Origin of the sequence: Streptomyces sp. SP18CS02 (assembly GCF_036322365.1) — a bacterium.
Classification (GTDB): Bacteria; Actinomycetota; Actinomycetes; order Streptomycetales; family Streptomycetaceae; genus Streptomyces.
This window is the reverse complement of record NZ_JAQYXC010000276.1, coordinates 273,184-288,117: the sequence shown is the minus strand read 5'-3', so window position 1 is coordinate 288,117 and position 14,934 is coordinate 273,184. Positions and strand designations below refer to the sequence as shown.

Below are 14,934 nucleotides of genomic sequence, written 5' to 3'. Positions count from 1 at the left end.
GTAGAGGGCGCACAGGACGACGGCGGCGACGACGGCCGCGCCCGGCGGGCGGGTGAGTCCGGCGAGGACGGCGAGGGCCGCGGCGGTCAGCCACCGGCGGTCGAGCACCGCGTACAGGGCCCAGGCCGCGATGGCCGTGAAGACCGGCTCGGTGTACGCCATCGACTCCACGGCCGCGTGCGGGGCTATGCCCCACAGCACCACGGCGATGATAGCGGGACGCCGCCCGATGACCCGATCGGCGACCGCGAAGACGCCCCACGCGGCGATGAGCGAGGCGACGATCGCGATGCCCCAGGCGACTGCCCCGGTGGGCAACGGCAGCACGGCGGAGCCGGCCCGTATCAGACCCGGATACAGAGGGAAGAAGGCGTAGTTGCACAGCGGCCCCTGCACCGAGCAGCCGCCGGGCATGGGCGTCCCGTAGCCGTGCTCGGCCACGTACACGAAGTACTTGGAGTCGAAACTGCCGGCGAGCAGAGTGCCCAGCCGCGGGTCGTCGCCGCCCGCGCCCAGGGCCAGTACGGCGATGCCCACGGCACGCACCACGGCGTAGGCCGCGAGCGCGGGCCAGGCCCGGAGCGCGGCGTCGCGGATCCGGCCCCGGATGCCCGGGAAGGAGGACCGGCCGGTGTGCGGCGGCAGGGCGGCCGGCGCGGGTGCCGTGGAGAGTCCCGACATGACTGCTCTCTCTGCTCTCGGCTCTCTGTTCTCGATAGGGCGGCTGGACTACTTGCGGCGCTTCAGTCCCGCCAGCCGCTCGGACACGCCCCACACCGTCACCCTCAGAAGGGCCTCGGCGACGATGGAGCGGCTCATCTTGCTGTTGCCGCGCTCGCGCTCGACGAAGGTGATGGGCACCTCGCGCACGTCGTAACCCGCCTGAACGGTGCGCCAGGCCAGGTCGACCTGGAAGCAGTAGCCCTGCGAGGCGACCTTGTCGAGACCGATGCCTTCGAGGGTCTCCCGGCGGAAGGCCCGGTAACCACCGGTGACGTCCCGCAGCGGTACACCGAGGAGCAGCCGGGAGTAGAGGCTGCCGCCGCGCGAGAGGAACTCCCGGGACTTCGGCCAGTTCACGACGCTGCCCCCGGGCACCCAGCGCGAGCCGAGCACCAGGTCCGCCTCGGGGAGGGCTTCCAGCAGACGCGGCAGCTCCTCCGGGCGGTGCGAGCCGTCGGCGTCCATCTCGACGAGGACGCCGTAGCCGTTGTCCAGCCCCCAGCGGAAGCCGGCGAGGTAGGCGGCGCCCAGCCCTTCCTTGCCCTTGCGGTGCAGGACGTGGACGTGGTCGTCGGCGTCGGCGAGCTCATCGGCCAGCTTGCCGGTGCCGTCGGGACTGTTGTCGTCGGCCACCAGGATGTGCGCCTCGGGCACGGCGGACCGCACGCGCGAGACGATCGGCTCGATGTTCTCGGCCTCGTTGTACGTCGGGATGATCACCAGCACGGTGCCCAGAGGCCCACGGGTCAGTTGGCCGCGGTTCTTCACGTCTTCCCCTCGTTCTGCGCACACCGGCTGGGTTCGAACAGTCTCCGGTGGGTGCGCCCAGCATACGGTCGCCCCTAGGGCTGTTCATGACACGGCCGGTCCGGGCAGAGCCCTGAACCGGCCGTTGTGAAGAAACTCTCGCCGGAGGCGGGCCGGGCCGGCAGTGCCCGGCCGCGGGCCGCGTCCCTTCCGCGCCCCTTCCGCGACGCTCCGCTCAGACGGCGCGCTCCGCGAGGGTCCCGTCCTTCTCGTCGTACAGCGCGCCCGTCCTGGGGCACTCCCACACGCCCGCCTCGCCGGCCCGCTCGACCAGCTTCACGCCGGCCCGGCCCACCCAGCCGATCTGCCGCGCCGGTACGCCCACGACCAGCGCGAAGTCCGGCACGTCCTTGGTGACGACGGCGCCCGCGGCGACCATCGCCCAGCGGCCGATCTCCAACGGGGCCACGCACACCGAGCGCGCGCCGATCGAGGCCCCGTCGGCGATCCGCACACCCACGGCCTCCCAGTCGCCGCCCCGCTTCTGCTTGAAGTCGGGGTCGACGGAGCGCGGGTTGTGGTCGTTGGTGAGGACGACGGCGGGGCCGATGAACACACCGTCGCCGAGCTCGGCGGGCTCGTAGACCAGCGCGTAGTTCTGCACCTTGCAGTTGTCGCCCATGCGGACGCCCGTGCCGACGTAGGCGCCGCGGCCGATCACGCAGCCCTCGCCGAGCTTCGCGTCCTCGCGGATCTGCGCGAGCTCCCACACACTGCTCCCGGCGCCGATCTCGGCCGTCTCGGCAACCTGGGCGGTGGGCTGGACCCTGTAGTTCACTTCTCTGCCTTCCGGTGTGCGGCTTCGCGCGGCTTCGCCCGGTGAGCATACGACTGCCCGGGCACGTGCCGGTCGTCGGCACGTGGGGCCCTACCCCCCGCCCCGCCGCCGTGCCGAGGCCAGCTGGCTCGCCGGGATGATCGCCGTCAGGGACACCAGGGTCGCGCGGATCCAGTCGACGTCCGGGGACCACCAGCCGTACGCCGCCCCCGCCGTCAGGAGCAGCAGGGCCAGGGTGCGCGGCAGCCACCAGCGCACCGGGCGGGCCGGGCCCGATTCGGGGACCAGGAGGTGGCGGGGGGTGTCCGCCAGGGTGTCGCGCAGGCCGGCGAGGAAGCCGCGCCCGGCCAGTACGCCCGCCCCGGGCAGGCCCGCCAGGGCCTCGGGGCGTTCGCCGAAGGCGGGGGGCAGTTCGGGCAGGCCCAGGGCGGTGACCAGGTCGCGCTGGCGCCGGGCCGGTGCGTCGCCGCCGCGCAGCAGATGGGCCAGCGGGCGGGCGTCGGCGACCGCGAAGGTCGTGGCCAGGGCCCGCGCGGTGGCGGTCGCCGCGGCGTGGTCCGTGACCGGGGCCGCCGGGTCCCACTCGTGGACCGCGACCTCCCGGCCCCGGTGCAGGGCGGTGAAGGCGTAGCGGTCGCCCGTGCGCCGCAGCACCAGCGCGGGCCACTGCTCCCCGGTCGTGAACGTGTCCGCCGCCGTCGTCAGCGGGTCGCCCCCGATCAGCGCCGCCCTCCTGCCGGGCGCGTGGCCCGCGGTGAGCTCCACGTAGCTGGCCGCCGGGCCGGCCGGCACCACCCGCAGCGGGACGCCGCACATCAGGGCCGCCGCGGCGACCTTCGGCGGTGGGGCCAGCGCTATGGCGAGCGCGTGGGTCGCGGTGCGGGTGGCCACCGGCGCCGGGGGCGGGGGAGGGGTGCGCAGCAGCGGGGTCGTCGCGGCGATGTGCATCCGTACACCGGTACGGAAGCGGAGGAACTCCGTACGAGCGTCGCCCACGTACCCCCACGGGCGGCTGCGGGCGTGGACGTCGATGGCCCTGAACGTCTCCAGCGCCTCGGGCCACCGCTTGGCGCGGACCAGCATCAGCGCGAGGTCGTTGCGGAAGCCGGCCGCCTCCGGGTCACCCGGTTCGTAGTGCCCGGAGAGCTCCAGCGCCCGCTCCACGGCGGCGGTGATCCGGCCGGGCGCGATCCGGACGGCCCCGGCGGCCGGTTCGTGCTCGATCACGGCCAGCAGCGGCAGCGCGTGCAGCGTCGACCCGGGCAGCGCGTGCTCCGCGGCCCGCTCGGCGAAGTCGAGCATCTCGTCGTACGAGCCGTCCGCCCCCGCGCCCAGGTACCGCAGGGCCGCCGCGTGACAGCCGTAGTGGTGCGGGGAGCGGGCGGTGGCCTCGGACCAGTACGCGTCGAAGACCTCGCGGGGGGCCTGGGCGCCGCGCGCGTGGGTCAGGGCGATCTCCCACGGCACCGGGTCGGCCGGCTGGAGCGCGGCGGCCGTCGATATCACCGGCACGGCGTCCGCGAGGAGGGCGAAGAAGGCCCGGAACCGGTCGTGGCCGGTGCGGGTCTCCCAGGCCTGCCGCACGCACAGATGCGCCTTGACCAGCATCGCGTCCGGGTCCTCGGGCGTCCCCTCCAGCCAGGTGGCCAGCCAGCCCGGGTTGTGCAGCGCGGCCTCGGCGAGCTCGGCCACGTACACACCGCGCCGCTCCCATTCACCACCCAGCCGCGTCGCGGCCAGCAGCTCGCGGGCCGGGCCGTGCTCGCCACGGGCCGCCGAGGTCAGGGCGTCGCGCAGCGCGGCGGAGACCGGGGCGTCGAGGGTGACCGCCTCGTCCGGCGGAAGTTCGGCGCCGACGGACGAGCCGTGGCGCAGCAGGCGGGCCGAGGTGATCGCCGGCGAGATCAGGGAACGAAGGGGCACGGGTCGACATTCAACCAATAGGACGACATTCAACCAACGGCACAGGGAAGCCGATCATGGACGCCCTGATCGCCGCCTGGCCGCGGCCGGGCCGCCCCGGGCTGGCGCCGCAGGGCCGGTTTGACCCCCTGAGGCCCGCCCCGTAACCTTGACCGTCGGCGTGTTTCCATGCACGCCAGCTCCTGAGCACCTCCCTCCGGGTTCGGCCCGGAGAGGCCGCTCGTCCTTTCCGGACCGTCACGGGCCTCGCGTCCGTGCGGGCGGCTGGCATCAGGGGTTTCCGTTCCGAGCGAGAGTGAGATCCGCGTGTACGCCATCGTGCGCAGCGGTGGTCGCCAGCACAAGGTTGCTGTCGGCGACATCGTTGAGGTTGACAAGATTTCCACTGCCAAGGTTGGCGACACGGTCGAGCTCTCGACCCTGCTCGTTGTCGACGGCGACGCTGTGACCAGCGACCCGTGGGTGCTGGCCGGCATCAAGGTCCAGGCCGAGGTCGTGGACCACCACAAGGGCGCCAAGATCGACATCCTGCGCTACAAGAACAAGACCGGCTACCGCCGTCGCCAGGGTCACCGTCAGCAGTACACGGCGATCAAGGTGACCGGCATCCCCACGGCTGCGAAGTAAGGGATAGAGAGACATGGCACACAAGAAGGGCGCATCGTCCACTCGGAACGGTCGCGACTCCAACGCTCAGCGGCTCGGCGTGAAGCGCTTCGGCGGTCAGGTCGTCAACGCCGGTGAGATCCTGGTCCGCCAGCGTGGCACCCACTTCCACCCCGGCTCGGGCGTCGGCCGTGGCGGCGACGACACGCTGTTCGCGCTGCAGGCCGGTGCCGTGCAGTTCGGCACGTTCCGCGGCCGCAAGGTCGTGAACATCGTTCCGGCTGCCTGATCAAGGCCCCGTAGCGGTTTCTTCGCGGAGGCGGACCTCACTTCCCGTACATCGTCGGACGTACGGGAAGAGGGTCCGCCTTCTGCGCGTTACGAGTAAGACATTTCCGTACGTACGTAACTGGAGGCACAGAACATGACCACCTTCGTGGACCGCGTCGAGCTGCATGTCGCCGCGGGTAACGGAGGTCACGGCTGTGCCTCCGTCCACCGAGAGAAGTTCAAGCCGCTCGGCGGCCCGGACGGTGGCAACGGCGGCCGTGGCGGTGACGTGATCCTGGTCGTCGACCAGTCCGTCACCACGCTCCTCGACTACCACCACTCACCGCACCGCAAGGCGACGAACGGCAAGCCCGGTGAGGGCGGCAACCGCTCCGGCAAGGACGGCCAGGACCTGATCCTGCCCGTGCCGGACGGCACCGTCGTGCTCGACAAGAACGGCGAGGTGCTGGCCGACCTGGTCGGTCACGGCACGTCGTACGTCGCGGCCGAGGGCGGCCGCGGCGGCCTGGGCAACGCGGCGCTGGCCTCGGCCCGTCGCAAGGCACCCGGCTTCGCGCTGCTCGGTGTGCCGGGCCTCTCCGGTGACATCGTGCTGGAGCTCAAGACCGTCGCCGATGTGGCGCTGGTCGGTTACCCGAGCGCCGGCAAGTCCTCGCTGATCTCCGTGCTGTCGGCCGCCAAGCCGAAGATCGCGGACTACCCGTTCACCACGCTCGTCCCCAACCTGGGCGTCGTCACGGCGGGCTCCACGGTCTACACCATCGCCGACGTGCCGGGTCTCATCCCGGGCGCCAGCCAGGGCCGCGGACTGGGCCTGGAGTTCCTGCGGCACGTCGAGCGCTGCTCGGTGCTGGTGCACGTGCTCGACACCGCGACGCTGGAGTCGGACCGTGACCCCGTCTCGGACCTCGATGTCATCGAGGAGGAGCTGAAGCAGTACGGCGGCCTCGACGACCGCCCGCGCATCGTCGTCCTCAACAAGATCGACATCCCGGACGGCAAGGACCTCGCGGACATGATCCGCGCGGATCTGGAGAAGCGCGGCTACCGCGTCTTCGAGGTGTCCGCCGTGGCCCACATGGGTCTGAAGGAGCTGTCCTTCGCGCTGGCCGAGATCGTCGCCCAGGCGCGCGCGGCCAAGCCGAAGGAGGAGGCGACCCGTATCGTCATCCGCCCGAAGGCGGTCGACGACGCGGGCTTCACGGTCACCCTGGAGGAAGAGGAAGGCATCTACCGGGTGCGCGGCGAGAAGCCGGAGCGCTGGGTGCGTCAGACGGACTTCAGCAACGACGAGGCCGTCGGCTACCTGGCGGACCGCCTCAACCGCCTCGGTGTCGAGGACGCGCTGATGAAGGCCGGAGCCCGCGCGGGCGACGGTGTGGCCATCGGCCCCGAGGAAGACGCGGTCGTCTTCGACTGGGAGCCCACCATGATGGCGGGTGCCGAGATGCTGGGCCGCCGTGGCGAGGACCACCGTATGGAGGCCCCCCGTCCGGCCGCGCAGCGTCGCCGGGACCGCGAGGCGGAGCGCGACGAGGCGCAGCAGGAGTTCGACGACTTCAACCCGTTCTAGGTCGTGCCCGAACTCCCGTTCCGGAACGGGGGTCGCGGACCCGGGCCCGTTCCGGGGCGGACCACTGAGGTGGACCCGCCCCGGGGCGGGCCCGCGGCCGTCACCTCCCGGGCGGCCCGCCCCTGGACGCGGGCCCCGTCGGCATGATCGCCGCGCCGGACCCGTGGTACCGGGTCCGGCGCGGTCGTCGTTCCCCGGCCCGCCGCGCACGGCACCCGCGGACCCGGCGCCCCGTGGATCCGGAGGTGTGCCGGGGCCGGGACTGGTGACCCGGTACGGGAGACAGTGACCCGGTACGGGAGGCGGTGGCCGAGGCGGTCTTGACAAAAGTGCGATCGACCGGAATTGCAGCCGCCCGGCGCACAACCAAAGGGGTCGAACAGCCGTCTTGTTACCAGGGGTCGAGCAGGAGCGCCCCCGGCACACTGAACGGAGCGTTGATGAAGATCTCCTTCCTCATCCACACGATTTACGGCATCGGCGGCACCATCCGCACCACGCTCAACCTCGCGGAAGAGCTCGTCGGCCGGCATGAGGTGGAGATCGTCTCCGTGTTCCGGCACCGGGACATCCCGCTGTTCGACATCGACCCGCGCATCACGGTCGTCCCCCTCATCGACACCCGCCCCACCTCGCCGGCCAACGAGAAGGAGCACCCGCTCCAGCTCCAGGCCGCCGAGTTCTTCCCCCGGCACGAGGCGCGCTACAAGGAGTACAGCAAGCTCACCGACGAGCGCGTCCAGGCGCTCTACGCCGGCTCCGACGCCGATGTCGTCATCGGCACCCGGCCCGGACTCTCCGCGTACGCCGCGCAGTTCGCGCCGTCCGGGGCCGTGCGCATCGGCCAGGAGCACATGACGCACAACCACCACAAGGCCGCCCTGCGCAAGGAGATGTACGAGCACCTCGACGCGCTCGACGCCTATGTGACGGTCTCCGAGGGCGACGCCAAGGTGTACCGGGAGAAGATGCCGCTGCCCGCGACCCGGGTGCTGGCCATCCCCAACAGCGTTCCGGAGCCGCCGGTCACGCCCTCCGACGCCACCGGCAGGACGGTCGTCGCGGCCGGCCGGCTGGCCGCCGAGAAGCAGTACCACGTGCTCATCGACGCCTTCGCCAAGGTCGTCGCGGCCCGCCCCGAGTGGGACCTGCGCATCTACGGATGGGGCCCCGAGAAGGACAAGCTCCGGGCCCGCATCGACCGGCTCGGCCTCTACAACAGCGTCCGGCTGATGGGCCCGCACTCGCCGATCGAGCCCGAGTGGGCCAAGGGCGCCATCGCCGCGTCGACCTCCCGCCACGAATCGTTCGGCATGACGCTCGTCGAGGCGATGCGCTGCGGACTGCCGGTGGTCTCCACCGACTGCGACTACGGGCCGCGCGAGATACTCAAGGACGGCGAGGACGGCATCCTCGTCCCCGTCGGTGACGTCGACGCGGTGGCCGGCGCCCTGCTCAGGCTCATCGACGACGAGGAGCTGCGCCGCACCATGGGCGCCGCCGCCGTCCGCAACGCCCGCCGCTTCGACCCGGGCCAGGTGGCCAAGCAGTACGAGGAGCTGATCGGCGAGCTGCGCACGGCAGCCGCCCAGCGCGCCGAGGCCGGGGCGTTCGCCCCGGTCGCCGACTGCGTGGCCGAGGCCGACGGCGCGGTGACCGTCACGCTGGTCTCCCCGCAGGCCGCCGCCGTCACCCACGAGGGAATCCAGCTGGTCTGCGTGCGCGCCGACGTGCGGACCGACGAGCACCGCTTCCCGTTCGGTACGGACGGCCGGGCCGTCATCCCGGCGGACGTCCGCTTCGCCGAGGGCGTCTGGGAGTGCTCGGTCCAACTGCCCGGATCCGGGCGCCGGGTGCGGATCGCGGCCCGCTCGATCGACCAGCGCGGCGCGATGCGCGCCCGGGACCGGGTCGAGCGGACGGGCGCCGAGGACGGCGTACGCACTCTCGTCCCGTATCCGGGCAAGCCGAAGAAGCAGCTCCAGCTGCGCTCCTGGGTGCGGCCGGTGCACGCGGAGGCGGGTGAGGTGCGGGTCGCCGACCGGAGGATCACCGTGAGCGGTGAACTGATGGGCCCCGCGCGGTTCTCGGGCGATCCGGTGCTGGTCCTGCGCCGCAGGGGGCGGGAGTCCGTCGAGTTCACGTACCCCGGCAGCCGCCTGGGCGAGCGCGGCTTCCGCTTCACCTTCCCGGCGACCGCGCCGGCCGCCCGGCAGACCGTCGCCGACCAGTGGTGGGACCTGCTGGTGCGCTACGCCCCCGACGCCGAGCCGGCCCGCATCGGCCGGGTGCTCGACGACGTCGTGGAGAAGGGGCCGGTCTTCGCGTACCCGGAGACCCGGCTGCGCAAGAAGCGGCCGTACGCCCTGCTGCGCCTCCTGGCGCGCAGACTGCGCGGCCGCCCCCAGCAGTTCGTCCGCGTCCGCATCGCCTACACCAACACCAACGACCTCCTGGTCAACGTCGTCGATGTGCCGGTCAAGTAACGCGCGGGGGGCCCTCATGACCACTCTGTCACGGCACCGCACGGGCCGTGTGTCGTCCGTCACCGGGCGCCCTGCCGGACAGGGCGACAACTGCCCTGGCCACAGGGTGAACACTTGGTGTCGGGACGGTGTGGGGCACCCTATGTCCGCCTTGCGAGACGGTCACGGAGAGTGCGACCATCAGCCCGTCCCCCAGTCGTCGCAAGGTAGGTCGTTCTGTGTCTGTGCCGCATGAAGCCAAGACCCGCACCACTGCAGTCGTGCTCGCCGGCGGTACCGGTCAGCGCGTGGGTCTCGCGATCCCGAAGCAGCTGCTGAAGATCGCGGGCAAGGCGGTCATCGAGCACACGCTGACCATCTTCGAGCAGGCGGACTGCGTCGACGACGTGATCGTGCTGATGGCGCCGGGTTTCGTGCCCGACGTCGAGAAGATCATCACCAAGGCCGGACTGACCAAGGTCACCCAGGTCATCGAGGGCGGTGCGACGCGCAACGAGACCACCGAGCGCGCCATCCGGGCCCTCGGCGAGGGGCTCGGGGAGGGGGAGGACCGCAACGTCCTCTTCCATGACGCTGTGCGGCCCCTTCTGTCACAGCGCGTGATCAAGGACTGCATCGACGCCCTCGACCGCTACCAGGCCGTCGACGTCGCCATCCCCTCCGCGGACACGATCATCGTGACCCGCACGCACGGGGAGGACGGCGAGTTCATCACCGACGTGCCGGACCGCTCCCGGCTGCGGCGCGGCCAGACGCCGCAGGCGTTCAAGCTCTCCACGATCCGCAAGGCGTACGAGATCGCGGCCGGCGACCCCAACTTCCAGGCCACCGACGACTGTTCGGTGGTCCTGCGGTACCTGCCGGACGTGCCGATCCACGTCGTCGCGGGCGACGAGTACAACATGAAGGTGACGCAGCCGGTCGACGTGTTCATCGCCGACAAGCTCTTCCAGCTGGCCTCCACCGCCGCCCCGCGCCAGGCCGACGAGGCCGCCTACCGCGAGCTGCTGTCCGGCAGGACCCTCGTCGTCTTCGGCGGTTCGTACGGCATCGGAGCCGACATCGCCCGGCTCGCCGAGCGCTACGGCGCCAAGGTGTACGCCCTGGGCCGCTCCACCACCGGTACGCACGTGGAGAACCCCGAGCACATCGACGACGCCCTCTCCACGGCGTACGCGGAGAGCGGCCGGGTCGACTACGTCATCAACACGGCCGGCGTGCTGCGCATCGGCAAGCTCGCCGAAACGGACAATGCGACTATTCAGGAAGCATTGAACGTCAATTATCTCGCACCCGTGCAGATCGCTCGGGCATCGTACAAATACCTGGTGGAGACCAAGGGGCAGCTGCTGCTCTACACCTCCTCCAGTTATACCCGGGGGCGTGCCGAGTACAGCCTTTACTCGTCCACCAAGGCCGCCATGGTCAACCTCACCCAGGCCCTCGCCGACGAATGGGCCGGCGACGGGATCCGGGTGAATTGCGTCAATCCCGAGCGCACCGCGACGCCGATGCGCACCAAGGCGTTCGGTCAGGAGCCGTCCGGATCGCTGCTGTCCTCCGAGGCCGTGGCCCGGACCTCGCTGGACGTGCTGCTCTCCGAACTGACCGGCCATGTCATCGACGTACGGCAGCAGGATCCCACCCGGGAGGCGAGTGAGGCGTCCGGCTTCGAGCAGGCGCTGGCCTCGGTCCTGAACCGCCAGGAAGATGTGTAATACTCGCAAGATGCGTAATGTTCGCTAGATGTGTTATTCGGGCCTTTGTGTCGCTTTGTGGCGATTACAGAGGCCCGAGTTCGTGAAGCCGCACCCTTCACGAGACTTCCCCTGATGTGAATAAACCGGCACCCCCCTCTGGAGCAGGTTCTTCGTGATTTCGACCGCCATTCGCCTGGCACGCGTGGGCAGTGGGTCAGAGCTGGCCGCGGCAGTCCTGATGGGACTGGGCTACCCGTGTGTCATGCTCGCCGCGCTGATCCCGAACCTCTGGTTCTTCGCGGCCGCCGGTGCCGTGACCTATGTCGCCGACTGGTATCTGCACCAGAGGAACAGTTACCTGATCAACCGGCTCAGCAAGGTCCGCGCCGGTCTGCCGATCCGCTTCCTGCTGCGCCAGCTGCTGCTGATCCTGCTGCTCGCCCGCGAGAACCTGGCCGAGCAGCCGCTCTTCTACGCGGCGGTCGCCTGCTTCCTGGTCTTCTACGGCCTCCAGGCCCCGCAGGGGGCCCTGGCCACCCTCATCCGGCTGCGCCGGACCATGCCGGTCGTCACCCGCAACATCGACCTGCACGCCGTACGGATCCCGGACGCCCCGCCGAAGGCGCTGCTGAACCGATCCGCCGAGAAGATGCTCCACCTCGACATCCCCGCCATGGCGGGCGTGATCGTCGCGGCCGGCACCGGACGTACCGTCTTCGCGTACGCGGGTGTGGCCGCGACCATCGTCCTCGGCCTGCTCTACACCGCCGTCCTCGTGCCCTACCTGCGCCGCAAGCGCCGCGTGCCCGCCGCGCCCGCCGTCCTCAAGGCCGTGGGCGCCTGGCTGCGCGAGTACCAGCCGACCGTGGCGCTGTACTTCTCGGGCTCCGACGACTCCGCGTACCAGGTCAACATGTGGCTGGAGACGATGGAGCAGGTCGAGGGGCGCCCGCTGATCATCATGCGGGAGCGCACCCTGGTCGACCGGCTCAACCCGACCTCGGTACCGATCCTCTGCGTGCCGGGCGGCCAGCACCTGATGGCCATGGACCTGTCCACGATCCGCGTCACGCTGTACGCCGCCAACGTCGGCAAGAACATCCACATGCTGCGCGAACCGACCATGAAGCACGTCTTCATCGGGCACGGTGACAGCGACAAGCTCGCCAGCGTCAACCCGTTCTCCAAGGTCTACGACGAGGTGTGGACCGCCGGGCAGGCCGGCCGCGACCGCTACGCGCTCGCCGACGTCGGCGTCCGTGACGACGACATCGTCGAGGTGGGCCGCCCGCAGCTCGCCCCCATCACCGCGTGGTCCGGGACGCCGAAGAACGCGATCCCCACGATCCTCTACGCCCCCACCTGGGAGGGCTGGGACGGCAACCCGGGCAACACCTCGCTCCTGCTGGCCGGCGAGAACATCGTGAAGCGGCTGCTGAACGCCCCCCAGCCGGTCCGGGTCATCTACAAGCCGCACCCCTTCACCGGGCTCGTCAACAAGAAGGCCAAGGCCGTCGACGAGCGTATCCAGAAGCTGGTCACCACCGCCGCCGCCCAGCGTGCCACCGATCCCCGCTGGGCCGGGGAAGCGGCCGCCGCGCAGGCCGGCCAGACGGCCGCCCGCGCCGAACTGTCGCGCATCGAGGCGCGGCTCGCCGCCCTCACCAGCCCCGGCCGCAAGGGCGGGGACGAGGCCGAGGAGTCGCGCGTCTCGCTGGCCGACCCGGAGCGGCTCGCCGAGATCAAGCGGCTGCGGTCCGAGTGGAACGACGCCTACTGGGGCTCCTTCGGCTGGTGGGAGCACAAGGTCGTCACCGGCGCCGAGCCGAAGCTGTACGACTGCTTCAACGAGGCCGACGGCATGGTCTCCGACATCTCCAGCGTCGTCTCGGACTTCATCGCGAGCGGCAAGCCGTACGCGGTGACCGACTCCGCGGAGCTGGGCGTCGAGGAGTTCAAGCGGCAGAACACCGCCGTCCGGGCCGCTGTCATCCTCTCCAACAGCGCCGCCGAGCTCGACGAACTGCTGGCCGCCGTGGCCGACCCGGCCGCCGACCTGCTCGCACCGGAACGGCGGGTCCTGAAGCGATACCTGCTCGGCCCCGACGAGCCCACCTCCATCGAGCAGTTCAACGCGGCCGTGCGGGCCCTGGCCGGCAAGGCGGAGGCGCGCAACAGCGGCGTCGCGCAGCGGCTGGCCGGACAGCGGATCGGCGAGCTGGACCGGGAGGCCGAGTCCCCCGGCGCCGAGCCGGCCGCCGCGCCCGACACGGTGGAGGAGAAGGGCGCCGAGGCGACGGCGGCGCGCTGAGCCCCCGGTGGCCGGCTCCCCGGCCACCCCCTCCACGCCGAACCCGGTGGCCGGCCCCCTCACTACCGTCCACGGCCCGTAGGTCCCTCGTCCGAGGCGCACTTACGGGCCGTTGTGCGTGCCGCCACAGCACGGACACACGGCCCGGGCACCATGGCGGACGACTTCCGTCCGCTTACTGCCGCAGTGGGTGCCGATGATGGTGATGGCCGACAGCACCCCCGATGTCACTGTGATCATCGGGGCCTATGAAGCAATGCCGTACCTGAAGGAGTGCCTCGCGTCGGTCGAGGCCCAGACGCTGGGCCGGGGCCGCGTCGAGATCGTCGCCGTCGACGACGGCTCGACCGACGGCACGGGGGAGTACCTGGAGCGGTTCGCGGCCGCCTCCACGGTCCCGACGCGGGTGGTGCGCCAGGCCAACTCGGGCGGTCCGAGCGGCCCGCGCAACCTCGGCCTCTCCCTGGCCCGCGGACGCTTCGTCTTCTTCCTCGACGCCGACGACCATCTCGGTGAGGAGGCGCTGGAACGACTGGTCGCCATGGCCGACCGGGCCGGTACGGATGTCGTGCTGGGCAAGACCGTGGGCGTCAACCGCAACGCCGCGAAGTCGATGTGGAAGCAGACCGTCGAACGCGCCGACATCTACCGCTCCAACGTCAAGTACACGCTCAGCGCGCAGAAGCTGTTCCGGCGGGAGCTCCTGGTCCGCCACGGCATGCGGTTCGACGAGTCGCTGCGGACCGGTGAGGACGCGCTGTTCACGATGGAGGCCTACCTGCGCGGCGGCGGCGTCTCGGTGGTCGCCGACCACGTCTGCTACTACCTGGTGGGCCGCGCGGACGGCAAGCACTTGACCAGGAGCGGGAGCTGGACGCTGCGCTTCGACTCGGCGAAGGCGCTGATGGAGCTGATCGCGGCGCACGTGCCGCCGGGCGAGCGGCGCGACCTGCTGATGATCAGGCCGTTCACCATCACGCTGGGACCCCAGTTCGGGCCTGTCCTGCTGCGGCAGTCCGAGGAGGTCCTGCGCCGGAAGATGGAGCTGGCCGCGCCCCTGATGGCGGCCTACTGGACACCGGGCGTGGCCCGCCGGCTCACGACCGAGGACCGGCTGCGGCTCACCTGCGTGGCGTCGGGCAGACGGGCCGAGCTGCTGGACGTGGTGGCGTTCCTGGAGGAGGGCACGCCACCCGGGCGCGTGCGCCGCCGGGGCCGTGAATACCTGGCGTATCCGCACTTCCGCGGTGCGGCGGGCATCCCGGACGCCGCGTACGAGGTGCGCGGGGCGCCGGGCGCCCTGGCGAGGGCACGCCGCCGGTTGCGGCGGCTGGCGGGGCGGACGGTACGCGCGCTGCGGGCACCGTGTCCGACGGCGGGCGGCACGTGAGGAGGTGAGGGCGGTGAGGTCGGCGAGGGCGGTGCGGGGGTGCTGCGGCGGTGCGGCCCGGGGAAGGGCCGCAGCGACGGGGCTACGGCCTGGCGAGGACGTCGCTCCGCCGGCGTCGCGGACACCACCGACGCCCGCTGACGTCGTTCGTGCCGGGGCCAGCCGGGGAGGCGCCCCTCCCTGGGCCCTCGCGAGGGCCCAGGGGCCTCGGCGGCCGAGGCACGCACGGACGACGCGGCCACCGGCACCCCTGTGCTCCCGGGGCGTCCCGTCCCGGTGCTCCTGGTGCTCCCGGTGCTCCCGGCGCCCCCGGGAGCACGGGGCGGGAGCCCCCGGTGCGCCGTCC

10 protein-coding genes and 1 pseudogene are annotated in these 14,934 nt (G+C 71.6%); 7 read left to right on the top strand and 4 right to left on the bottom strand.

Translation table 11 applies throughout. The features are described from left to right. From PUR26_RS13645 to PUR26_RS13630, 4 genes and pseudogenes are all read right to left on the bottom strand, one after another. Window positions 1-681: pseudogene (locus PUR26_RS13645) on the bottom strand (hypothetical protein); the annotation flags it as partial. 48 nt (window positions 682-729) lie between these two features. After that, on the bottom strand, window positions 730-1,491 hold the full coding sequence (locus PUR26_RS13640) for a polyprenol monophosphomannose synthase (RefSeq protein ID WP_329872470.1): 762 nt from the start codon (window positions 1,489-1,491) through the stop codon (window positions 730-732). A gap of 214 nt (window positions 1,492-1,705) precedes the next feature. Continuing rightward, window positions 1,706-2,308 carry an acyltransferase gene (locus PUR26_RS13635; RefSeq protein WP_329872468.1) on the bottom strand — a complete coding sequence of 201 codons (603 nt, stop codon included), beginning with the start codon at window positions 2,306-2,308 and terminating at the stop codon, window positions 1,706-1,708. 90 nt (window positions 2,309-2,398) lie between these two features. Then, the gene (locus PUR26_RS13630) at window positions 2,399-4,231 is read right to left on the bottom strand and encodes a hypothetical protein (protein WP_329872466.1); all 1,833 of its coding nucleotides are present in this window, start codon (window positions 4,229-4,231) and stop codon (window positions 2,399-2,401) included. A gap of 306 nt (window positions 4,232-4,537) precedes the next feature. On the opposite strand from PUR26_RS13630, the gene rplU reads away from it, so the two are divergent. From rplU to PUR26_RS13595, 7 genes are all read left to right on the top strand, one after another. Then, complete coding sequence (gene rplU, locus PUR26_RS13625) at window positions 4,538-4,858, top strand: 50S ribosomal protein L21 (protein ID WP_045947825.1); 321 nt, start codon at window positions 4,538-4,540, stop codon at window positions 4,856-4,858. Between the two features lie 13 nt (window positions 4,859-4,871). Further along, entirely contained in the window at window positions 4,872-5,126 is a 255-nt protein-coding gene (rpmA, locus tag PUR26_RS13620; protein ID WP_073751257.1) for a 50S ribosomal protein L27, read from the top strand. 135 nt (window positions 5,127-5,261) lie between these two features. Further along, entirely contained in the window at window positions 5,262-6,701 is a 1,440-nt protein-coding gene (obgE, locus tag PUR26_RS13615; RefSeq protein WP_329872460.1) for a GTPase ObgE, read from the top strand. 440 nt (window positions 6,702-7,141) lie between these two features. Continuing rightward, complete coding sequence (locus tag PUR26_RS13610; RefSeq protein ID WP_329872458.1) at window positions 7,142-9,187, top strand: glycosyltransferase family 4 protein; 2,046 nt, start codon at window positions 7,142-7,144, stop codon at window positions 9,185-9,187. A gap of 218 nt (window positions 9,188-9,405) precedes the next feature. Continuing rightward, complete coding sequence (locus PUR26_RS13605; RefSeq protein WP_329872456.1) at window positions 9,406-10,905, top strand: bifunctional cytidylyltransferase/SDR family oxidoreductase; 1,500 nt, start codon at window positions 9,406-9,408, stop codon at window positions 10,903-10,905. Window positions 10,906-11,059: 154 nt separating this feature from the next. Further along, window positions 11,060-13,198: a hypothetical protein gene (locus tag PUR26_RS13600; protein ID WP_329872455.1), complete on the top strand. Its 2,139-nt coding sequence runs from the start codon at window positions 11,060-11,062 to the stop codon at window positions 13,196-13,198. 205 nt (window positions 13,199-13,403) lie between these two features. After that, window positions 13,404-14,588, top strand: a complete 1,185-nt coding sequence (locus PUR26_RS13595) for a glycosyltransferase family 2 protein (protein WP_329872453.1) — start codon at window positions 13,404-13,406, stop codon at window positions 14,586-14,588. Window positions 14,589-14,934: the final 346 nt, after the last annotated feature.

Coding starts and splice junctions, on each gene's coding strand:
- rpmA (WP_073751257.1), top strand. CDS start 4,872: ATGGCACACAAGAAGGGCGCATCGTCCACTCGGAACGGTCGCGACTCC.
- PUR26_RS13610 (WP_329872458.1), top strand. CDS start 7,142: ATGAAGATCTCCTTCCTCATCCACACGATTTACGGCATCGGCGGCACC.
- PUR26_RS13595 (WP_329872453.1), top strand. CDS start 13,404: ATGGCCGACAGCACCCCCGATGTCACTGTGATCATCGGGGCCTATGAA.
- obgE (WP_329872460.1), top strand. CDS start 5,262: ATGACCACCTTCGTGGACCGCGTCGAGCTGCATGTCGCCGCGGGTAAC.